General features: G+C 73.1%; 14 protein-coding genes. 6 read left to right on the forward strand and 8 right to left on the reverse strand.

The features are described from left to right. Positions 1-117: 117 nt before the first annotated feature. The 3 genes from SM793_RS03490 (at position 118) to SM793_RS03500 (ending at position 3,005) form a co-directional block, all read left to right on the forward strand. A complete protein-coding gene (locus SM793_RS03490) occupies positions 118-783 on the forward strand; it encodes a DUF6230 family protein (RefSeq protein WP_320436479.1) in 666 nt (221 codons plus the stop codon). Positions 784-909: 126 nt separating this feature from the next. Then, positions 910-1,515 (forward strand): DUF6114 domain-containing protein, encoded by a 606-nt coding sequence (locus SM793_RS03495; protein WP_320436480.1) that lies wholly within the window; start codon positions 910-912, stop codon positions 1,513-1,515. Continuing rightward, positions 1,512-3,005, forward strand: a complete 1,494-nt coding sequence (locus SM793_RS03500) for a hypothetical protein (RefSeq protein ID WP_320436481.1) — start codon at positions 1,512-1,514, stop codon at positions 3,003-3,005. Before SM793_RS03495 ends, SM793_RS03500 begins: the two co-directional genes overlap by 4 nt. Before the next feature lie 76 nt (positions 3,006-3,081). Here SM793_RS03500 and pyk read toward each other — a convergent pair whose 3' ends face one another. The 4 genes from pyk to SM793_RS03520 form a co-directional block, all read right to left on the reverse strand. Continuing rightward, positions 3,082-4,509: a pyruvate kinase gene (pyk, locus tag SM793_RS03505; RefSeq protein ID WP_320436482.1), complete on the reverse strand. Its 1,428-nt coding sequence runs from the start codon at positions 4,507-4,509 to the stop codon at positions 3,082-3,084. A gap of 94 nt (positions 4,510-4,603) precedes the next feature. Then, positions 4,604-5,836: an acetate kinase gene (locus SM793_RS03510; RefSeq protein ID WP_320436483.1), complete on the reverse strand. Its 1,233-nt coding sequence runs from the start codon at positions 5,834-5,836 to the stop codon at positions 4,604-4,606. Further along, positions 5,833-7,965: a phosphate acetyltransferase gene (pta, locus tag SM793_RS03515; RefSeq protein WP_320436484.1), complete on the reverse strand. Its 2,133-nt coding sequence runs from the start codon at positions 7,963-7,965 to the stop codon at positions 5,833-5,835. Before pta ends, SM793_RS03510 begins: the two co-directional genes overlap by 4 nt. Before the next feature lie 109 nt (positions 7,966-8,074). Further along, positions 8,075-8,749, reverse strand: coding sequence for a hypothetical protein (locus SM793_RS03520; RefSeq protein ID WP_320436485.1), 675 nt, complete (start codon positions 8,747-8,749; stop codon positions 8,075-8,077). A gap of 155 nt (positions 8,750-8,904) precedes the next feature. On the opposite strand from SM793_RS03520, the gene SM793_RS03525 reads away from it, so the two are divergent. Next, complete coding sequence (locus tag SM793_RS03525; protein ID WP_320436486.1) at positions 8,905-9,453, forward strand: SigE family RNA polymerase sigma factor; 549 nt, start codon at positions 8,905-8,907, stop codon at positions 9,451-9,453. 49 nt (positions 9,454-9,502) lie between these two features. Then, entirely contained in the window at positions 9,503-10,507 is a 1,005-nt protein-coding gene (locus tag SM793_RS03530; protein WP_320436487.1) for a hypothetical protein, read from the forward strand. 57 nt (positions 10,508-10,564) lie between these two features. Here SM793_RS03530 and glgB read toward each other — a convergent pair whose 3' ends face one another. From glgB to SM793_RS03550, 4 genes are all read right to left on the reverse strand, one after another. Next, a complete protein-coding gene (gene glgB / locus SM793_RS03535; RefSeq protein ID WP_320436488.1) occupies positions 10,565-12,970 on the reverse strand; it encodes a 1,4-alpha-glucan branching protein GlgB in 2,406 nt (801 codons plus the stop codon). A 104-nt stretch (positions 12,971-13,074) separates the two neighbouring features. Next, complete coding sequence (locus tag SM793_RS03540; RefSeq protein ID WP_413815866.1) at positions 13,075-14,565, reverse strand: maltokinase N-terminal cap-like domain-containing protein; 1,491 nt, start codon at positions 14,563-14,565, stop codon at positions 13,075-13,077. 241 nt (positions 14,566-14,806) lie between these two features. Beyond that, positions 14,807-16,531, reverse strand: a complete 1,725-nt coding sequence (treS, locus tag SM793_RS03545; RefSeq protein WP_320436490.1) for a maltose alpha-D-glucosyltransferase — start codon at positions 16,529-16,531, stop codon at positions 14,807-14,809. Then, positions 16,528-18,483 (reverse strand): alpha-1,4-glucan--maltose-1-phosphate maltosyltransferase, encoded by a 1,956-nt coding sequence (locus tag SM793_RS03550; RefSeq protein ID WP_320436557.1) that lies wholly within the window; start codon positions 18,481-18,483, stop codon positions 16,528-16,530. The genes treS and SM793_RS03550 overlap by 4 nt, the downstream gene beginning before the upstream one ends. Positions 18,484-19,531: 1,048 nt before the next feature. Between SM793_RS03550 and glgP the strand changes: the two genes are divergently transcribed. Next, positions 19,532-22,195 (forward strand): alpha-glucan family phosphorylase, encoded by a 2,664-nt coding sequence (gene glgP, locus SM793_RS03555; protein ID WP_320436491.1) that lies wholly within the window; start codon positions 19,532-19,534, stop codon positions 22,193-22,195. Positions 22,196-22,199 lie beyond the last annotated feature (4 nt).

The following is a 22,199-nucleotide window of genomic DNA, read 5'->3' on the forward strand; positions in this document are numbered from 1 at the left end:
CGTGTTGCCACGGCGCTCTCCGCTACCGAGGACGTAGCTCTCTCCCATCCCAGGCCCCCATTGACGCGGGACGCGCCACCGGGGAGCCGGAGATGTACGTCCAGAAGGAGGACACGCATGTCCCAGACCCACGGCAAGACCCGCTGGAAGCGCTTCGCCCTGGTCATGGTCCCGAGCATCGCGGCCACCGCGATGGTCGGTGTCTCCATCGCCAACAGCGCGCTCGCGGCGTCGTTCAGCGTCTCCGGCCAGCAGTTCAAGGTGAAGACCACGTACCTGAAGGGCGAGAACTTCGCCCAGTTCGGCGCGGTCGACATCGAGGCCAACGGCACGCCGCACCCGGTCGCCGTCTCGGCCTTCGACAACGCGGAGATCCACAACCTCTGCCAGTCGGTGGTGACCGACCTGTCGAAGCTCGGCCTCGGCAAGATCACCCTCCAGCTGAACGCCGGAAACGACGAGAAGAAGCCGGTCACCGCGCACAACCTGCTGATCGACCTCGAGCAGCTGGACGCCGACGCGACCTTCACCGACATCAACATCGGCCAGGACGCCTCCAGCCTCACCGGCTCGGCGACCCAGGGCTGGCACGGCCACCCGGCGCTCGGCGAGGCGGGCAAGAAGCTCCCGTCCGGCGCGCTGGGCTTCTCCCAGGCGGCCAAGGAGGCCGTGCTGACCGACGTCAAGCAGACCGCCCGCGCCACCTCGGCCGGCACCTTCGTGCTCAACGGCCTGAGCCTCAAGCTCAAGAGCGGCGACGGCGCGGGCAACGAGTGCTTCTGAGCCCCAGCTGACGGCGTGCCCACCGGCACGCCCGAGTGACGGGTTCCCACGGGCCGGGGGCGGCGAACACCGCCCCCGGCCCGACATCACAGTTCTTCCCTCGTAGAGACATCGAGGAGCTGCACCATGTCCAGCGCAACGGCCGAGGCTCGGCCCGAACATCGGAACCTGGTCGGGGCGTTCTGGCGGGGCTTCCGTGAGTTCCGCCGCTCCAGGCCCTTCTGGGGCGGCCTGCTGGCCATGATCGCCGGCGTCCCGATCCTGTACTTCCCCTACGCCCACCTGTCGTTGGGCGGCGTGACCATCGCCATGTCGACCACGGCGGGCGCCGGTTCGCTGATCATCGGCGTGCTGCTGATCATCCTCGGGCTCACCGCCTGGTTCCAGCCCGCCGTCCGGATCTTCGCGGGCGTCGCCACCACGCTGCTGACGCTGGTGTCGATCCCGGTCTCCAACCTCGCCGGATTCGGCATGGCGCTGCTGCCGGGGATCATCGGCGGCGGACTGATGATGGCGTGGGCCAAGCTGCCCGAGCCGGCGGTCGCCGCCGCGCCCACCGCGGAGGAACCGGCCGCCGGGGCAGCCCCCGAGGCAGCCCCTGAGACGGCCACCGAGGCCGCTCCCGAGGCAGCTGCCGGGCAGCCCGCCACCGAGCAGCCCGCCACCGAGCGGCCCGCCGCCGGGGCGAGCGTTCCGGCGCAGCAGGCCGCAGAGCCCAAGGAGGTCCGGTGAGTGACCCGCGCGAGGAGCGTCCGGAGCCGGCGGCGGAGCGTCGTTCGCCCCGGCACGCGGCGCCCCGCACACCCGTGCGGCTCCGGCTGCGCGGCCGGGCGCTGGCGATGGCGGCGGTGCCGACCGCGCTGCTGATGGCCGCCACCTACACGCCGCACCCGGCGATCGCGGAGACCACGGCCGGCAAGCCGTGCGCCACCGCCCCGGACGCGCCGCCGAAGGTCGTCGAGACACCGGTGCCCAAGAGCGAGCTGCCGCCGCCGATCCCGGGCCCGTCCGTCCCGCTCCCCGAGGCGCCGGCCACCACCGCGCCGGAGCCGACGGCCGCACCCGGGGCCGGGCCGACGGCGGTGCCCGCGCCGCCGCCCGCCGAGACGGCGCCGACCGCCCCGACCGTTCCGACCGCCCCGACCACTCCCGCCGCGACCGCCCCGGCGGCCACCACGGCCGCGCCGGACCCGGCCGCCACCAAGGCCCGCACGGCGGCCGGCGGCGGGGTCGTCCAGACCGGACTCATCGGCGACATCGTCGGCGGCGTCACCGACCTGCTCCACCCGGGCGGCGTGCCGAGCCCGACCGCCACCGCGAGCCCGTCCGCCGGCACCCGGGCCGTCGCCCCGGCCGCCCCCGCGCCCGCCGCGTCGGGCGTCGCGCCGTCCACGGCCCCGTCCACCGCCCCGGCCGCCGACCCGACGGGCACTCCGACCGGGACCGCCACGCCGACCTCCCCGGCCCAGGGCACCACCGCGCCGGGCAGCACCGCGCCGACGAGCCCGAAGCCCACCGCGGCGCCCCCGACCGGCGCCCCGGCCACCGGGAGCGGAGCGCCCTCGACCCCGGCCGGCACGAAGACGCCCGGCAAGGCGTCCACGAAGCCCGCCGCCGGGTCCGGCCAGGCGACGCCGTCCGCCTCGGCCACCCCGTCGAAGGACCCGAACTGCCTGGTCGACACCAAGGCGCTGAGCCCGGCCGGCAAGCCACCGGACAACCCGATCCTGGTGCCGGACCAGAACTGGACCCTCCAGACCAGCCGGCTCACCCTCAACCACGCGGTGCTGCTGGGCGTGGTCAACGTCCAGACGCCGACCGGCACCAAGCGGGTGCTGAAGTTCGAGGTCGAGACGGTCGACATCGAGAACCTGCACATGACCACGCTGCAGGGGAACGGCAGGACCTTCCACGTGAAGGGCGCGCCCGGCTCGGTCTCGACGATGCGCAAGGGCCCGGTCATCATGTACGTCGAGCGGCTCTCCGGCCACCTGGCCAAGGTGCTCGGCCTGCCGATCCCGATCGACCTGGGCGAGCTGACCCTGACCCCGGACGGGCCGCTGCCGCAGTGGCTGTACGACCTGATCGGCCAGCTCCAGCTGCCGCTCTGGATCGAACTGACCGGCGTCACCGCGATCCAGTCGGGCCAGTTCGGCGGGACCCTGAAGATCCCCGGGATGAAGCTCTACAACGACGACCAGCCGTACCCCGGGGCGGCCTGATCCCGGACCCGGACACGCCCGTGGGGCGGCCCCTCCTGACCGGAGGGACCGCCCCACGGGCGTTGTTCCGCGCCGCTTACGCGCTGCGGGTGCCCAGGTGGTGGACCTGGACCATGTTGGTGTTGCCGGGGATGCCGGGCGGGGAGCCGGCGGTGACGATGACGGTGTCGCCCTCGTCCAGCTCGCCGATGCGGAGCAGCTCGCCGTCGACCTGGGCCACCATCTCGTCGGTCGAGCCGACCTGCTCGGTGACGTGGGCCTCGACGCCCCAGCTCAGCGAGAGCTGGTTGCGGGTGGCGTTGTCCGGCGTGAACGCGATCACCGGGATCGGCGAACGGTAGCGGGAGAGCCGGCGCGCGGTGTCACCGGACTTGGTGAACGCGACCAGCGCCTTGCCGTTGAGGAAGTCGCCCAGCTCGCACGCGGCGCGGGCGATCGAGCCGCCCTGGGTGCGCGGCTTGCGGCCCGGGTTGAGCGGCTGGAGACCCTGGGAGAGCAGCTCCTCCTCGGCCTTCTCGCAGATCCGGCTCATGGTGCGGACGGTCTCGATCGGGTACTTGCCGACGCTGGACTCGGCGGACAGCATGACCGCGTCGGTGCCGTCCAGGATGGCGTTGGCGACGTCGGAGACCTCGGCGCGGGTGGGGCGCGAGGCGTGGATCATCGACTCCATCATCTGGGTGGCGACGATGACCGGCTTGGCGTTCCGGCGGGCCAGGGTGATCAGCTGCTTCTGGACCAGCGGCACCCGCTCCAGCGGGTACTCGACGGCCAGGTCGCCGCGCGCCACCATGATCGCGTCGAAGGCGAGGACGATCTCCTCCATGGCCTCGACGGCCTGCGGCTTCTCGATCTTGGCGATGACCGGCACCCGGATGCCGACCTCGTCCATGACCGCGTGGACGTCCTTGACGTCCGCGGCGTTGCGGACGAAGGACAGCGCGACCAGGTCGACGCCCAGGCGGAGGGCGAACCGCAGGTCGTCCTTGTCCTTCTCGGACAGGGCGGGCACGTTGACGGCCGCGCCGGGGAGGTTGATCCCCTTGTTGTTCGAGAGCACGCCGCCCTCGACGACCACGGTCCGCACCCGCGGGCCGTCGACGCTGACGACCTCCAGGGCGATGACGCCGTCGTTGATCAGGATCGGGTCGCCGGGCTTGACGTCGCCGGGCAGGCCCTTGTAGGTGGTCCCGCAGATGTGCTGGTCACCGGGGACGTCCTCGGTGGTGATGGTGAACTCGTCGCCGTTGTCGACGGTCACCGGACCGTTGGCGAAGGTCGCCAGACGGATCTTGGGACCCTGGAGGTCGGCCAGGACGCCGATGGCCTTGCCGGTGTCCTCCGAGACCTGGCGGACCTTGCGGTACCGCTCCTCGTGGTCCGCGTGGGTGCCGTGGCTCATGTTCAGTCGGGCGACGTTCATACCCGCCTCGACGATGGCCTTCAGCTGTTCGTAGGAGTCCGTCGCGGGACCCAGGGTGCAGACAATTTTCGCTCGGCGCATATCGATCAGTCTATCCGTTCGCGTTATGAGTGCATTCGGCCCGAATGGAAAGGAATCGCCGACGAAGGATTCCGCGGAGCGAGACGACGAAGGGTCAGTTTTCGGCCGATCGGTGCACCAGGGCGAAGGTCTGCCGGGCGATCTCCAGCTCCTCGTCGGTCGGGACGACGGCGACCGCCACCCGGGCGCGGCTCCCGGACGGGAGCAGCGCCGGGGAGATGATCCGCGGCTCGCGCGAGCGCACCGAGTTGAGCTCCGGGTCGACGGCGATGCCCAGCTCCTCCAGGTCGGCGGTGACCGCCGCGCGCACCGGCGCGGCGTTCTCCCCGACCCCGGCGGTGAAGGCGATCGCGTCCACCCGGCCGAGTACCGCGTAGTAGCCGCCGACGTACTTGCGCACCCGGTGGACGTACGTGTCGAAGGCCAGGCGCGCGTCCGGGTCGCCCGCGTCCGCGCGGCGCATGATCTCGCGCATGTCGTTGTCGCCGCACAGGCCCAGCAGCCCGCTGCGGCGGTTGAGCAGGTCGTCGATCGCGTCGATCGACAGGCCGCCGACCCGGTGCAGGTGGAAGACCACACCGGGGTCGATATCACCCGAACGAGTGCCCATCACCAGGCCCTCCAGCGGAGTCAGGCCCATCGAGGTGTCGACGCAGCGCCCGCCGCTCACCGCCGAGGCGGAGGCGCCGTTGCCCAGGTGCAGCACGATCACGTTGACCTCGGCCGGGTCCTTGCCGAGCAGCCGCGCGGTGGCCCGCGAGACGTACTGGTGCGAGGTGCCGTGGAAGCCGTAGCGGCGCACCCGGTGCTCGTCGGCCACCGCCCGGTCGATCGCGTACCGGGCGGCGTACTCCGGCATCGAGGCGTGGAAGGCGGTGTCGAAGACGGCCACCTGCGGCAGGTCGGGACGCAGCGCGCGGGCCACCTCGATACCGGTGATGTTGGCCGGATTGTGCAGCGGCGCCACCGGGATCAGCCGGCGGATCTCCCGCAGCACCTCGTCGGTGATCACGGTCGGCTCGGTGAACCGCAGTCCGCCGTGCACCACCCGGTGGCCGATCGCGGCCAGCTCGGGGGAGTCCAGGCCGAGGCCGTCGGCGGCCAGCTCCTCGGCGACCGCCTTGAGGGCCGCGCCGTGGTCGGGGAAGCCCTGGGCGGCCTCCCGCTCCGCGCCGCCGCGCGGGGTGTGCACCAGCCGCCCGCCGGCCTCGCCGATCCGCTCGACCAGGCCGGAGGCCAACCGGGCGCCGTCCAGCATGTCGATCAGCTGGTACTTCACCGACGAGGACCCGGCGTTCAGCACCAGGACCCGCGTGCCCTCACTCATGCGCCGGCTCCTTCGCTGCGCTCCTGGGACTGGATGGCGGTGATCGCCACCGTGTTGACGATGTCCTGCACCAGCGCGCCGCGCGACAGGTCGTTGACCGGCTTGCGCAGCCCCTGGAGCACCGGCCCGACGGCGACCGCGCCCGCCGAGCGCTGCACCGCCTTGTAGGTGTTGTTGCCGGTGTTGAGGTCGGGGAAGATCAGCACGGTCGCCCGGCCGGCCACCGCCGATCCCGGCAGCTTGGTCGCCGCGACGTACTCGTCCACCGCCGCGTCGTACTGGATCGGGCCCTCGACCAGGATGTCCGGGCGCAGCTCGCGGACCAGCTCGGTGGCCTTGCGGACCTTGTCGACGTCCGCCCCGGAGCCGGAGGTGCCGGTCGAGTAGGACAGCATCGCGACCCTCGGCTCGACCCCGAACTGGGCGGCGGTGGCGGCCGACTGGATGGCGATGTCGGCCAGCTGCTGGGCGTCCGGGTCGGGGTTGACCGCGCAGTCGCCGTAGACCAGCACCTTGTCCGCCAGGCACATGAAGAAGACGCTGGAGACGATGGACGCGCCCGGCGAGGTCTTGATCACCTCGAACGCTGGCCGGATGGTGGCGGCGGTGGAGTGCACCGCGCCGGAGACCATGCCGTCGGCGATGCCCTCCTGGACCATCAGGGTGCCGAAGTAGGAGACGTCGGTGACCACGTCCAGGGCCAGTTCCACGGTCATGCCCTTGTGCGCCCGCAGCCTGGCGTACAGCTCGGCGAACTGGCGGCGCAGCGGGCTGGTGGCCGGGTCGACGATCCGCACCTGGGCGCGGTCGGCGCCGGCCTCCGGCTCCGGCAGCGCGATGCCCAGGCCGGCGGCCTTGCGGCGGACGGCGTCGACCTCGCCGAGCAGGGTGAGGTCGCAGATGTTGCGGCGCAGCAGGATCTCGGCGGCGCGCAGCACCCGGTCCTCGGTGCCCTCCGGCAGCACCACGTGCCGACGGGCCGCCCTGGCCCGCTCCAGCAGCTCGTGCTCGAACATCATCGGGGTCACCCGCTCGGACCGGCCGACCTCGATCAGGTTGGTCAACTCGGCTGTGTCCACGTGCAGTTCGAACAGTCCGAGGGCGATCTCGGCCTTCCGCGGGCTGGCCGAGGAGAGCTTGCCCTCCAGATGGGTCAGCGCGGCGGCGGTGAGCCAGCTGCCCTCCGGCACGACCGCCACCGGGGTGCCGGGGGCCAGCCGGGCGGCCAGCGCCATCACGTTCGGGCCGGGGTGCTGGCCGAGGGTGAGCAGCACCCCGGCGATCGGCGGGGCGCCGGCGGCGTGCGCGGCCAGCGAGCCGATCACCAGATCGGCGCGGTCGCCGGGGGTGACGACCAGCGCCCCCTCGGTCAGGGCGTTCAGGAAGGTCGGCAGCATGGCACCGCCGAAGACGAAGCCGCGCACGTCCCGGGCGAGGCCGGAGGCGTCGCCGATCAGCACCTCGGCGCCGGTGGCCTCGACCAGCTGGGCGACGGTCGGCGCGGCCAGCGCCGGCTCCTCGGGGATGACGTAGGCGGGGATCGGCAGCTTCTCGGTCAGCTTGCGCTGGACCGGCTGCTTGGCCGCCGGGGCGACCCGGTTGGCGATCATCGCCAGGGTCTCGCAGCCGAGGTCGGTGTACGCCCGGTGGGCGTTGCGGACCTCGGCGATCACCGTGTCCGCGTCCTCGCCGTGGCCGCCGACCACCGGCAGCACGGCGGCGCCGAACTCGTTCGCCAGCCGGGCGTTGAAGGCCAGCTCGTCGGGGATGTTGGTGTTCGCGAAGTCGGTGCCCAGCACCAGCACCGCCTCGCAGCGGCGCTCCAGCGCCCGGAACCGGTCCACCAGCACCGAGACCAGCTCGTCCTGGCCCTGGGCGGCCTGCAGCGCGGCGGCCGCCTCGTAGTCGAGGCCGTAGAGATCGGCCGCCGGCAGGTCCAGCCGGTAGCGGGCCCGCAGCAGCTCGACCACGTGGTCGGAGCCGGCGGCTCCCTGCGTGGAGGCGTGCACCAGCGGACGGAACACCCCGACCCGGTCCACCTGGCGGGTGAGCAGCTCCATGACCCCGAGCTCCACCGCCTGCCGGCCGTCGCCCCGGTCGATCCCGGTCACGTACACGCTGCGCGCCACGCGGTTCTCTCCGTCCCGTCGTCTCAGGAGGTGGTCATATCGACCATACATTCGCACCGTGAACGGGCGTTGGCGAGCGGAGCGGTCGCGCGGGAGCAAGGGCCGAAGGTCACCAGGGGGAGCGGTCCGGGCCGGCGAGTCCGACGGCGACCCCGGCCGGCCGTTCGGTGATGGACAGCAGGGTGGTCCGCTTGTCCAGCAGCCACCCGTGCCGGCGGGTCAGGACGAGGTCCGGCCGGGTGCGCCAGCCCTCCGCCGTCAGCCGCTCCCGCAGCCGGCGGGCGACCTCGGCGGCGGGCAGGCCCTCGGTGCTCACCACCGTAAGCTCGCGCAGACAGCTGTGCAGGCCGCAGTCGCGGTCGGGACCGCTGTCGTGCTCGACGGCGAGGCCGGGCGGCAGCGCCAGCTCGGACCGCTCGGGAGAGAAGGGCTCGTGGACGGCGAGCTGGTAGAGCAGGCCGACCACCAGGCCGAGCAGCGCGTGCGCGGCGGCCAGGGCGATCGCGGCCGTCGTCCGGCCGGACCCGCCGCCGGGCCGGTGGCCGCGCCGCAGGTGCTCGGCCAAGGCGCCGAGCAGGACGACCAGCCCGGCGGCGAGCGGATAACCGGCCTGGCACTCCGCGACGGCCCGGCTGTGGAACCACCCGTACTCCAGGCCCACCGGGACGACGGCCAGCGCGGCCAGCACCCCGGCGACCGCCGCCCCGACCGCCCTGGTCCGCGCCAGCACCGCCCAGCAGACCAGTGGCAGCAGCACGTACCCCCACCCCAGCACCGTCCCCACGAAGCTCCCCCCGGTCCCCACCGACGTCCCCGGCGGGAGCCTAGCCGCGGGGCCGCCCGGGCCGTCGGCCGGGAATCCGGCGGGTGCCTGTAACGTCCCCGGCCGTCCGCAGGTCATTCAGGTGTAGGGGAAAACGAGGCAGGGGAGCCCGGCGGATGGCACGAGAGAGTCAGCTACGGACGAAGGCGGGCCGGGACGACGACTTCCGGGCCTTCGCGACGGCGAGGACCCCGCACCTGTACCGCACCGCCTGCCTGCTCGCGGGCGGTGACACCCACCTGGCGGAGGACCTGGTCCAGGAGGCGCTCGGGCGGATCTACGCCCAGTGGCACCGCACCGCCTGGCTCGTTCCGCGCGAGCGGATCGACAACCCGGCCGGCTACGCGCACACCGTGCTGGTGCGGGCCTTCCTGTCGCACCACGGCCGGCGCAGCAGCGGCGAGCGGCCGGTGGGCTCGGTGCCGGACTCCGCCGCCCGGGAGAGCGACCCGGCGCTGCGGCTGGCGCTGGTCGACGCGCTCGCCCGGCTCGCGCCGCGCGACCGGGCGGTGCTGGTCCTGCGCTTCTGGGAGGACCGCAGCGTCGAGCAGACCGCCGAGGTCCTGCGCCGCAGCCCGGGCGCCGTCCGGACCCAGACCGTCCGGGCGCTGGGCCGGATCCGCGCCGTGCTCGGCGACGACCTGCGCGAACTCGCCGACCACTGAGCCGGCCCGCTCACCTCCATCATCGACCGACCCGAAACGGTGGTTCAGCATGTCCGAAGACCGGGAGCTTCCCGACACCCAGTACGAGCAGGACTTCTCCGCGGCGATGGCCCGGGCGGGGGAGACCTTCCACACCGAGCCCCTGCCGCTGGTCGACACCGCCTGGTCGTACGGGCGCCGGCTGCGCCGTCGGCGGCGGGCCTCGGTGCTGGCCGGAGCCGCCGCGCTGGCCCTGGTCGGCGTCGGCGGGGTGGCCGTGGCCGACCTGCCCGGCGGCGGTACCGGCCGGGTCGCGGCCGCCGGCACGCCGTCCGCCGGGGCGACCGCGGCGCCGGTGTCCGGCCAGGAGTTCCTCGACCTGTTCGCGCCGCTGCTGCCGGCCGGGAACATCGTCAAGGTCGAGGAGGCGCGGGGGACGGAGGGCGGTGCCCCGCAGCTCAGGCTGACCCACGACGACGGGCACGGCCTGGCGTACTACCTGTTCTGGATCACCGGCCTTGCCGAACTGCCCGATGCCGCCAAGGGTTGCGGGTATGCCACCACCCCCGATGTCTGCACCGCCTCCACCACGGCGGACGGATCGCAGCTGGTGATCTACCAGGCCGCCACCCGGAGCGGCGAGCCGGACGGGTCGAAGACCTGGTCCGCCTCCCTCTACACCAAGAGCGGGTACCACCTGATGGTCCAGGAGTGGAACCGCAATCCGCTGGACCGGGGGTCCGGTATCACCCGGGTCGACCCCCCGATGACGACCGACCGGATCGCCGCGGTGGCGACGGACAAGCGCTGGGAGGGGGTCGCCGCCGCGATTCCGGAGCACGTCGTCGTCACGCTGCCCACCGCCGGGTCCGACGGGACGGAAAGCTGGTCGGTGACGGTGGCCCCCAGTGGCTTCTTGCCCTTCCACACGCCCGACACGCGTCAGGAGAACGGCGCCTCACCCTCGCCCGCCCTGCCCTCGCCCACCGGGCCTTCGGCCCCCAAGCCCCCGCCGATCGAGGGGCCCCTCTCCGGCCCCCTCACCCTGCCCGCGTTCCCCCCGGCCGCCCCCTGACGCGGCAGGGCCGCCGCTCCGCACCACGGGGGCGGAGCGGCGGCCCGGGGCGGCCCGTCAGACCGGGCGGAGCCAGACGGTCGACAGCGGCGGCAGCACCAGCTCGGCGCTGCGCGGCTGGCCGTCCCACTCGACGGCCTCCGACTTCACCGGGTGGGAGTTGGCGAGGCCGCTGCCGCCGTAGGCCACGGCGTCGGTGTTGAGGGCCTCCTCCCACAGCTGGTCGCGGCCGTTCAGTTCGGGCAGGCCGACCCGGCGGCCGTGCCGCACGACGGGGGAGAAGTTGCAGACCGCGACCAGCGGCGTGCCGTCGGCGGCGTACCGGACGAAGGAGAGCAGGTTGTCCTCGGCGGCGCCGCCGTCGAGCCAGCTGAAGCCGGCCGGGACGCTGTCCTGCTCCCACAGGGCCGGGGTTTCCAGGTAGCGCCCGTTGAGGTCGCCGACGAGGCGGCGCACGCCGAGGTGGTCCCGGTGGGCCGGCCACTGCTCGTCGAGCACCCACCACTGCGGGCCCTGCTCGTGGTCCCACTCGGAACCCTGGGCGAACTCCTGCCCCATGAAGAGGAGTTGCTTGCCGGGATGGGCCCACATGAAGCCGAGGTAGGCGCGGTGGTTGGCGCGCTGCTGCCACCAGTCGCCGGGCATCTTGGAGACCAGGGCCTGCTTGCCGTGCACCACCTCGTCGTGCGAGATCGGCAGGATGTAGTTCTCCGACCAGGCGTACACCATCGAGAAGGTGATCTCGTTGTGGTGGAACCGCCGGTGCACCGGGTCCTTGCCGATGTAGACCAGCGAGTCGTGCATCCAGCCCATGTTCCACTTCAGCCCGAAACCGAGGCCGCCCCGGTCGGTCGGCCGGGTGACGCCGTCCCAGGCGGTGGACTCCTCGGCGACGGTGATCGCCCCCGGGCAGCGCCGGTAGACGGTGGCGTTCATCTCCTGGAGGAAGGCGGCCGCGTCGAGGTTCTCCCGCCCGCCGTACTGGTTGGGGGTCCAGGCGCCGCCCTCGCGCGAGTAGTCGAGGTAGAGCATCGAGGCGACGGCGTCCACCCGCAGGCCGTCGACGTGGAACTCCTCGCACCAGTAGACCGCGTTGGCCACCAGGAAGTTGCGCACCTCGACCCGGCCGTAGTCGAACTCCAGGGTGCCCCAGTCCGGGTGCTCGGCGCGCAGCGGGTCGGCCGGCTCGTACAGCGGCTCGCCGTCGAAGCGGGCCAGAGCGAAGTCGTCCTTGGGGAAGTGCGCGGGCACCCAGTCGATGATGACGCCGATGCCGTGCCGGTGCAGGGTGTCGACCAGGAAGCGGAAGTCGTCGGGGCCGCCGAGCCGGGAGGTGGGCGCGTAGTAGCCGGACACCTGGTAGCCCCAGGAGCCGCCGAAGGGGTGCTCCATCACCGGCATGAACTCCACATGGGTGAAGTTCAACTCCTTGAGGTAAGCCGGGAGTTCGGCGGCGATGGCACGGTAGGTGGTGAGGTCGGGCCGCCAGGACGCCAGGTGCAGCTCGTACACCGACATCGGGGCGCGGTGGTGCGCGGTGCGGGCCCGGCGGGCCATCCACTCGCCGTCCTGCCAGCGGTAGGAGGAGCTGGTGACGACCGAGGCGGTGCCGGGCGGCAGCTGCGCGGCCCGGGCCAGCGGGTCGGCCTTGTCGAGCACCCGGCCGTGCCGGGTGTGGATCTCGTACTTGTAGTGGGCGCCCTCGCCGATGTCGGGGACGAAGAGTTCCCAGACGCCGGAGGAGCCGAGCGAGCGCATCGGGTGCCCGGTGCCGTTCCAGTGGTTGAAGTCGCCGATCAGCCGCACCCCGGCGGCGTTCGGCGCCCAGACCGCGAAGGCGGTGCCGGAGATCCCGCCGACCGTGCGCACGTGCGAGCCGAGGGCCTGCCAGAGCTGCTCGTGCCGGCCCTCGGAGATAAGGTGCAGGTCGAGTTCGCCGAGGGTGGGCGGGGTGCGGTAGCCGTCGTGCTGGCGCAGCGGCTCGGCGCCCGGGTATTCGACCAGCAGCCGGTAGTCGGGGACCTCGGGGGCGGCCAGCAGGCCGGTGAACAGGCCGGCCTGCTGGTGGGTGAGTTCGACGGAGCCCTGGTCGGTCTCCACCAGGACCCGGTCGGCGAACGGGCGGAGCACCCGGATCGCGGTGCCGCCGTTGACGGGGTGTGCGCCGAGCAGGGCGTGCGGGTCGTGGTGCTGGCCGCCGACCAGCCGGTCGACCTCGCTGGGCGGCAGTGGGGCCTCGGGCAGCCGCAGTGTCCCGGTGGTCGCGGCGGCGGCGGCGGCGGCGGTCGCGTCGCCTACGGGCGCGGGCGCGGGCGGGGGCACGGTGGCCGAGGGAACGGGCCCGGTCGGCTCCGGCTCGGCCTGCCGGGCGGCCGCGGGGTCGCGCTTCGGGGCGTCCGGGCCGGCCAGGAAGGTGGCCGGCACGGTGCGGGTGGTGCGGCCTGGCGGGTCGAGCGGCGTCACGGCGAGGACCTCCTGGAGCGGGGCGCGGAATCGGGGGAGGGGAGGAGGTGGGGCGGTCCCCGGTGGGGCGGGGACCGGACCGGCCGCCGAGGGGGCGCGGCGGATCAGACGGTGAGGGCGAGCCGGTTGATCGCGGCCAGCGGGATCGGCAGCCAGCTCGGCCGGTGCCTGGCCTCGTAGACCACCTCGTACACCGCCTTGTCGATCTCCAGCGCGCGCATCAGCTCCGGCGAGGCCGCCGGGTCGGTGCCGCCGCCCGCGGTGTAGCCGGCGCAGAAGGCGGTGCGGTTGCGCTGTGCCCAGGCGGCGGCGAGGTGTGCGAGTTCCGGGTCGGGCGGCCCGCCGGCCAGCAGGTGGGCGGCGGCGTAGTCGAAGGAGCGGAGCATCGCGGCGACGTCCCGCAGCGCGGTCTGCGGTTCGCGCCGTTCGGCGACCGACTTGGCCGGCTCGCCCTCGAAGTCCAGCAGGACCCAGCCGTGCGGGGTGCGCATGGCCTGGCCGAGGTGCAGGTCGCCGTGGATCCGCTGGACCGCCATACCGTCCGGGTGGGCGTCGGCCATCTGGCCGAAGGCCGAGCGGAGGGCGCCCCGGTAGCGCATCAGCCCCGGGACGGCGGCGACCGCGCTGTCCAGCCGGTCGGCCATCGCGGTGGCCAGCTCCCGGGTCTGGCCCCGGTCCAGCCGGGCGACCGGCATCGACCGGGCGAGTACCCGGTGGACCTCGGCGGTGGCCCGGCCGAGCCGGTGCGCCTCGATCGCGAAGTTGCCGGGGGAGGGGTCCCCCTTCAGTCGGCCGACCTGGTCGAGGGCGAGTTCCCAGCCGTCCTCCGCCTCCGGGAGGTAGCGCTGGAGCAGCCCGAGGGTGGCCGGCTCGGCGCGCTCCAGCCGGCTCTCGAACCAGGCGGCGACCCGGGGGATGCGGGTCGAACCGGCCCGGGAGAGCGCGAGCGAGAGTTCCAGATCGGGGTTGGTGCCGGGGTGGACGCGGCGGAACAGTTTGAGGATGTACGAGGTGCCGTAGATGACGGAGCTGTTGGACTGCTCGGCGGTGGAGGCGCGCCCGGGCAGGTTGGTGGGCAGTCCGGAACCGGGGGTGCGGCGGAACGACAGTGCGCCGAACCGGTCGCCGGTGGCCAGGTGTTCCAGCAGTCGCCCGGTGAGTTCCGGATCGTGCACCGCGTCGAAGAGCGTCGCCCCGTCGTAGGGGCCCTGGGTGAGCCGGCCGAGGACGGCGGTCGGCTCGATACCGGCCGGGTCCTTCGAGCGGATGCCGAGCAGCAGTTGGTAGAGGTCGTCGTGCGGCACACCGGCGGTGGCGGCGTGCTCGACCCGGAGCAGCAGGTGCAGCAGGGCGGGGTCGCCGACCTGGAGGGGGGTGCCGACCACGGGGGTGAGGCCGGTGATCGGCCGCCCCTTCCCGGCGTACCAGCGCTGGGTGGGTAGCCACTCGGCGATCAGCGGCAGCGCCGCCTGGACGAGTTCGCTCACCCCCAGGGCGGTCCTCCGGACCCCGGTACCCCGCGGGACGGCCGGCGCGGCGGAGCCGGCGGGGGCGTCCTGGTGCAGGGGGACTTGCGAACGGGAGGTTTCGGACATGACTCCCTTTCCCCGGAGGAGCTGGGCGGATCGCCCGACGGGTCTGGCCGGGTCCGTCAGTCTTCCGGATTGCGGCGGCGCGGCGGCGCGGCACGCGAGCGCTGGGCCCGCGTGTCACGCCTTCGTGTGGGTGGCCGTTGGGCTGTTCTCCGTACGCGGTGGTGCAGAGACGACCGGGGGCGCGGGGTACGAACTCGCGCCCCCGGAGGGTTCGGTGGGGTCCGCGGCGGCTGCCGGATCGTTACTTCGACCGCAGGGTTCCGCTCGGCCGGGCGGGCCGGCGGAGCTGGAACCAGTAGAAGCCGTGCCCGGCCAGGGTGAGCAGGTACGGCCACTCGCCGATCGAGGGGAAGCGCACCCCGCCGATCAGCTCGACCGGATTCCGTCCGCCGTACCGCCGCAGGTCCAGTTCGGTCGGCTGCGCGAACCGCGAGAAGTTGTTCACGCACATGACCAGGTCCCCCTCGTACTCACGGACGAAGGCCAGCACCGCGGGGTTGCTGGAGGGCAGTTCGGTGTAGCTGCCGAGGCCGAACGCCGGGTTGAGCTTGCGGATCTCGATCATGCGACGCGTCCAGTGCAGCAGCGAGCTCGAACTGCTTTGCTGCGCTTCGACGTTGGTCACCTGGTAGCCGTACACCGGATCCATGATGGGCGGCAGACTGAGCCTGCCCGGGTCGGCGGAGGAGAAACCCGCGTTGCGGTCCGGGGTCCACTGCATCGGGGTCCGGACGCCGTCCCGGTCGCCCAGCCAGATGTTGTCCCCCATGCCGATCTCGTCGCCGTAGTAGAGCACCGGCGAACCCGGCAGGGCGAGCAGCAGGGCGGTGAAGAGCTCGATCTGGTTGCGGTCGTTCTCCAGCAGCGGGGCGAGCCGTCGGCGGATGCCCACGTTGGCGCGCATCCGCGGGTCCTTGGCGTACTCCGCGTACATGTAGTCGCGCTCCTCGTCGGTGACCATCTCCAGGGTCAGCTCGTCGTGGTTGCGCAGGAAGATCCCCCACTGGCAGCCGTGCGGGATGTTGGGCGTCTTGGCGAGGATCTCCGAGACGGGGTAGCGGGACTCCCGGCGGACCGCCATGAAGATCCGCGGCATCACCGGGAAGTGGAACGCCATGTGGCACTCGTCGCCGCCGGAGGCGAAGTCGCCGAAGTAGTCGACGACGTCCTCCGGCCACTGGTTGGCCTCGGCGAGCAGCACGGTGTCCGGGTAGTCGGCGTCGATCTCCTTGCGGACCCGCTGGAGGAAGGCGTGGGTCTCCGGGAGGTTCTCGCAGTTGGTGCCCTCCCGGGCGAACAGGTACGGCACCGCGTCCAGCCGGAACCCGTCGATGCCGAGGTCCAGCCAGAACCGCAGACCGGCGATCATCTCGTCCTGGACCCGGGGGTTGTCGTAGTTGAGGTCCGGCTGGTGGGAGAAGAACCGGTGCCAGAAGTACTGCTTGCGCACCGGGTCGTAGGTCCAGTTGGAGGTCTCGGTGTCGACGAAGATGATCCGGGCGTCCGGGTACTGCTTGTCGTCGTCGGCCCACATGTAGAAGTCGCCGTACGGGCCGTCCGGGTCCTCCCGGGAGGCCTGGAACCACGGGTGCTGGTCGCTGGTGTGGTTCATGACGAAGTCGATGACCACGCGCATGCCGCGGGCGTGCGCGGCGTCGACGAACTCCATGAAGTCGGCGAGGTCGCCGAACTCCGGCAGCACCGACTTGTAGTCGGACACGTCGTAGCCGCCGTCGCGCAGCGGCGAGGCGAAGAAGGGCGGCAGCCAGAGGCAGTCGACCCCGAGCCACTGCAGGTAGTCGAGCTTGGCGGTGAGCCCCTTGAGGTCTCCGACCCCGTCGCCGTTGCTGTCCTGGAAGGACCGCACCAGCACCTCGTAGAAGACCGCACGCTTGAACCACTCCGGGTCCAGGTTCTTCTTCGAGGTCTCGGGGAAGGTGTCGGGGACGGGCTCGTTGACTGTCACGCTGGGTTCCTCCGAACCGTGAGGAGGTGGGCCGGCTCGGCTGAGGGGTCGAGCCGGACGTAGTTGCGCCGGCCCCAGGTGTAGGCGGCGCCGGTGAGCTCGTCGTGGACCGCGTACGGCCCGTCCCCGTCCAGGGTGACGGTGGCCTCCTGGGGGTGGTGCGGGTCCAGGTTGACCACGGTGATGAGGTGGTCGGTGAGGCCGTCGGGCGTCGGTGCGGTCTTGGAGTAGGCGAGCACCTGGTCGTTGTCGGTGGGGTGGAAGCGCAGTGAACGCAGCTGCTGGAGGGCCGGGTGACGGCGGCGCAGCCGGTTCAGGACGGTGAGCAGCGGGGCGAGGGTGTCGGTGCGGCTCCAGTCCCGGGGGCGCAGTTCGTACTTCTCCGAGTGCAGGTACTCCTCGGAACCGGGGTGGGCCGGCTCGTTCTCGTAGAGCTCGTAGCCGGCGTACACGCCGTAGCTGGGGGAGAGGGTGGCCGCCAGGACGGCGCGGATCGCGAACGCGGCCCGGCCGCCCTCCTGGAGGTAGGCGTGCAGGATGTCCGGGGTGCTGGTGAAGAAGTTGGGGCGCATGTAGGCGGCCGCGTCGCCGGTGAGTTCGGTGAGGTACTCGGTGAGTTCGGCCTTGGTGTTGCGCCAGGTGAAGTACGTGTACGACTGGTGGAAACCGATCTTCCCCAGGGTGTGCATCATCGCCGGGCGGGTGAAGGCCTCGGCGAGGAAGACCACGTCCGGGTCGGTGCGGGCGATGTCGGCGAGCACCCGCTCCCAGAAGACCACCGGTTTGGTGTGCGGGTTGTCGACCCGGAAGATCCGCACCCCGTGTGCCATCCAGAACCGGAGGACCCGGATCGTCTCCTTGACGATTCCGTCCATGTCCTGGTCGAAGTTGATCGGATAAATATCCTGATATTTCTTCGGGGGATTCTCGGCGTAGGCGATGGTGCCGTCCGCCCGGTGACTGAACCATTCCGGATGCTTGTTCACCCAGGGGTGGTCCGGCGAGCACTGGAGCGCGAAGTCCAGCGCCACCTCCAGGTGCAGCGCGGTGGCCTCGGCGACGAAGTGGTCGAAGTCCTCGATCGTGCCGAGGTCCGGGTGGACGGCGTCGTGGCCGCCCTCCGGGGAGCCGATCGCCCACGGCGAGCCGACGTCGTGCGGGCCGGCCGTCAGGCTGTTGTCCGGGCCCTTGCGGAAGGCGCGGCCGATCGGGTGGACCGGCGGCAGGTAGACCACGTCGAAGCCCATCGCGGCGACCGCCGGCAGCCGCTCGGCGGCGGTCCGCAGGGTGCCCGAGCGCGGCGGCTCCACCCCGGACGGGTCGACCACCGCGCCCTCGGAGCGGGGGAAGAACTCGTACCAGGATCCGAACAGCGCCCGCTCCCGGTCCACCTGGAGCGGCGCCGGCCGGGAGGCGCTCACCAGTTCGCGCAGCGGGAAGCGGCCCAGCAGCTCCTGCACCTCGGGGGCGAGTGCGGCGGCCAGTCGGGACAGCGGCGGCAGGGCCGGGTCGCGCAGCGCCTCGGCGGCCGCCAGCACCACCGCCCGGCCCTCCTTCTTCGGCACCCCGGCGGCGGCGCGGTCCAGCAGCTGCGCGCCCTCCTCCAGGACGAGCGCGGTGTCGATCCCGGCCGGCAGCTTGATCGCCGCGGCCTTGCGCCAGGTGGCCACCGGGTCCGACCACGCCTCGACCAGGTACGACCAGCGGCCGGGGGCGGTCGGGGTGACGTGCGCGCCCCAGCGGTCGGAGCCCTCGGCCAGCTCGCGCATCGGCGTCCAGACGCCGCCGCGGCCGCGCGGGTCGCGCAGCACCACATTGGCGGCGACCGCGTCGTGCCCCTCGCGGAACACGGTCGCGGAGACCTGGAACGCCTCGCCCACCACGGCCTTGGCCGGGCGGCGACCGGCGTCCACGAGGGGGCTGACGTCCAGGACGGGGATGCGGCCGATCACGGTGTCGCTCTCTGTCGTCTTGCGGGCGGTCGTGCGGGCGGTCTTGCGGGTGGTGGCGGGCTTCGCGCGGGCCCGGCCGGCGGCGGGGCGCGCGGCGGGCGCCCCGTCCGGTGCGGCGCCCCCGGCCCGGCCGGTGGCGGGTTCGGAGGCGTTCGCGCCGCGGGCGGTGGTGCGCCCGCGCGTGGTCGCGGCCCTGGTCGGGCCGGGGGCGGTCCGGCTGTCCTCGGCCCCGGGTTGTCGGGCCGACTCGTCCGGTCGCTCCGTACGGTCTGCCCCGGCATCCCGGGGGCCCGGCATCGCCGCGTCCGTCCGAGCGTCAGAATCCATCCGTCCGGCGGATTCCGCGACCGCTGCGTCGAGGATGTCCGCCACCGGTGTGGACTGGTCCCGCGTGTCGCCGTGCATGCCAAACTCCTGCCCGAGATCGGCGGCAGCTCCCGCGGGCCGGCAGGGCCAGGGGAGTACCGGGAGGACTGCTGGGTGGGGAGGACCTGCGACCGGAAGCCTGCCCGCGCCGCCGTTCCGGGCAACCTGCCCCGCTCCTGCCGGGCCCGTGGCGGAGGGCTCGAGAGCCCGCGCGCGTCCCGGCGCACGCCTCTCGAGCGCGCCCCCGGAGGACCCGACCCACCCGTGAACGAGCGGGGTGATCGCGAGGACACGCGGCGGTCCGCGATGGGCGCCGAATGGACCAATCAGGATGACGAACGATCAACACGAAAAGGATTCGGACGTGCTGCTTCGCGGGGGAACGCCACCCGTCTCCGCACTCCCCGCAGCATCGACGACCGCGGTTCATCCTCGCACCGGTCGAGCCGATTACGCACCCGTCCGGCCGGAGTTTCGGAGGTGATCGGGCGCGGGCCCGCCGGCGGAAATGGATCTGTTCCGCCACGTCCACGTATTGGTGGCGCGGCGTCCCGGAAAGTGCGCCTCGTGCGCCCCCGCGCAGTCCAATGCGCCGAATGCGATCTCATCAATAGGCCGAACGGATGCCGAATAGCCCAGATGACGCACCATCATGCCATCGGGCGAGGCTACGCTTCACGCCGTGAAGGCAATCCGCAGATTCACCGTCCGCACCGTCCTGCCCGAACAACTCCAGCCGTTGCACGAGCTGGCTCTCAACCTGCGCTGGTCCTGGCACCCCGAGACCCGGGACCTCTTCCGGTCCGTGGACCCGGACGTGTGGGCCGCGACGGGCGAGGACCCGGTGCGACTGCTCGGGGAGGTCCCGGCCGCCCGGCTCGCCGCGCTCGCCGCCGACCGCAGGTTCCTGCGCCGGCTCGGCGACCTCGCCGACGACCTGCGGGAGTACCTGGCCGGCCCGCGCTGGTACCAGACGGCGGGACAGCAGGCCGCCGCGCCGCCCCCCGCCGCCATCGCGTACTTCTCGCCCGAGTACGGCATCGCCGCCGCGCTGCCCCAGTACTCCGGCGGCCTCGGCATCCTCGCCGGCGACCACCTCAAGGCCGCCAGCGACCTCGGCGTCCCGATCATCGGCGTCGGCCTCTTCTACCGGCACGGCTACTTCCGGCAGTCCCTCGACCGGGACGGCTGGCAGCAGGAGCGCTACCCGCTGCTCGACCCGGACGAACTGGCCGTCACCCTGCTGCGCGAGCCCGACGGCACGCCCAGCCGGGTCGACCTCGCCCTGCCCGGCGGCCGCACCCTGGCCGCGCACATCTGGAAGGCCCAGGTCGGCCGGGTCCCGCTGCTGCTGCTGGACTCCGGCATCGAGGCCAACTCGCCCGCCGAGCGCGACGTCACCGACCGCCTCTACGGCGGCGGCAGCGAGCACCGGCTGCTGCAGGAGATGCTGCTCGGCGTCGGCGGCGTCCGGGCCGTGCGCGCCTACCAGCGGCTCACCGGCCACCCCGCGCCCGAGGTCTTCCACACCAACGAGGGCCACGCCGGCTTCCTCGGCGTCGAGCGGATCCGCGAACTGGTCGCGGACGCCGGGCTCGACTTCGCGGCGGCCCTGGAGTCGGTCCGGGCCGGCACCCTCTTCACCACCCACACACCCGTCCCGGCCGGCATCGACCGGTTCGACCGGGATCTGGTGGCCCGGCACTTCGGCGGCGAGACCGCGCTCCCCGGCGTCCCGGTCGAGCAGGTGCTCGCGCTCGGCGCCGAGACCTGGCGCGGCGGCGACCCGAAGCTGTTCAACATGGCCGCCATGGGCCTGCGGCTGGCCCAGCGCGCCAACGGCGTCTCCACCCTGCACGGCGAGGTCAGCCGCTCGATGTTCAACGGCCTCTGGCCGGGCTTCGACGCCGCGGACGTGCCGATCACCTCGGTCACCAACGGCGTCCACGCGGCCACCTGGATCGACCCGGCGGTCGTCCGGCTCGGCGCCGCCGAGATCGGCGCCGACCGGGCCGAGGAAGCCATGACCACCGGTGAGACCAAGCGCTGGACCGGCCTGGAGCGGATCGGCAACACCGAGGTCTGGGACCTCCGCCGCACCCTGCGCGCCCAACTGGTCGACGAGGTCCGCCGCCGGCTGCGCGCCTCCTGGCAGCAGCGCGGGGCCGGCGAAGCCGAACTCGGCTGGGTCTCCTCGGTGCTCGACCCGGACGTGCTCACCATCGGCTTCGCCCGCCGGGTGCCCTCCTACAAGCGGCTCACCCTGATGCTCCGCGACCCGGAGCGGCTGCGCGCCCTGCTGCTGCACCCGACCAGGCCGGTGCAGATCGTGGTCGCGGGCAAGGCCCACCCGGCCGACGACGGCGGCAAGCGGCTGATCCAGCAGATGGTGGCCTTCGCCGACGACCCCGCCGTCCGGCACCGGATCGTCTTCCTGCCGGACTACGACATGGCGATGGCCCGGCACCTCTACCCGGGCTGCGACGTCTGGCTGAACAACCCGCTCCGCCCGCTGGAGGCCTGCGGCACCTCCGGGATGAAGGCCGCGCTCAACGGCTGCCTCAACCTGTCGGTGCTGGACGGCTGGTGGGACGAGTGGTTCGACGGCCAGAACGGCTGGGCGATCCCCACCGCCGACACCGGCGACGGCGTGCTCGACCCGGACAGCCGGGAGGCCGAGCGGCGCGACGACATCGAGGCCGCCGCGCTCTACGACCTGATCGAGGAGCAGGTCGCCACCCGCTTCTACGACCGGGGCTCGGACGGCCTGCCGCACCGGTGGATCGCGATGGTCCGGCACACCCTGGTCACCCTCGGGCCCAAGGTGCTGGCCGGCCGGATGGTCCGCGAGTACGTCGAACGGCTCTACGCCCCGGCCGCGCAGGCCCAGCGGGAGCTGGCCGGCAGCGGCGCGCACCGCGCCGCCCGGGAGCTGGCCGGGTGGAAGGCCGGGGTGCGCGAGGCCTGGCCGGCCGTCCGGGTGGAACACGTCGAGGCGGACTGCCCGGACGAGGCGCAGGAGCTGGGCAGCGCCCTGGCGCTGCGGGTGCAGGTGACCCTCGGCACGCTGGAGCCGGCCGACGTCGAGGTCCAGGTGGTCTCCGGCCGGGTGGACGAGTCGGACCGGATCTCGGACGCCTGCCTGCTCGCCCTCAAGCCGGTCGGCGGGCCCGACCTCGACGGGCGGACCAGGTACGAGGGCTCACTGGAGCTCGGCCGCACCGGGCCGTTCGGCTACACGGTGCGGGTCCTGCCCTCGCACCCCCGGCTGGCCTCGCCCGCCGAGCTGGGCCTGGTGGCGCTGCCGCCGGAGGTGCCGGGCATGGACGCGGTCCTGCTGCGCTGAGCGC

The sequence above is a fragment of the Kitasatospora purpeofusca genome, from assembly GCF_034043715.1.
GTDB classification, from domain to species: Bacteria; Actinomycetota; Actinomycetes; order Streptomycetales; family Streptomycetaceae; genus Kitasatospora; species Kitasatospora purpeofusca_A.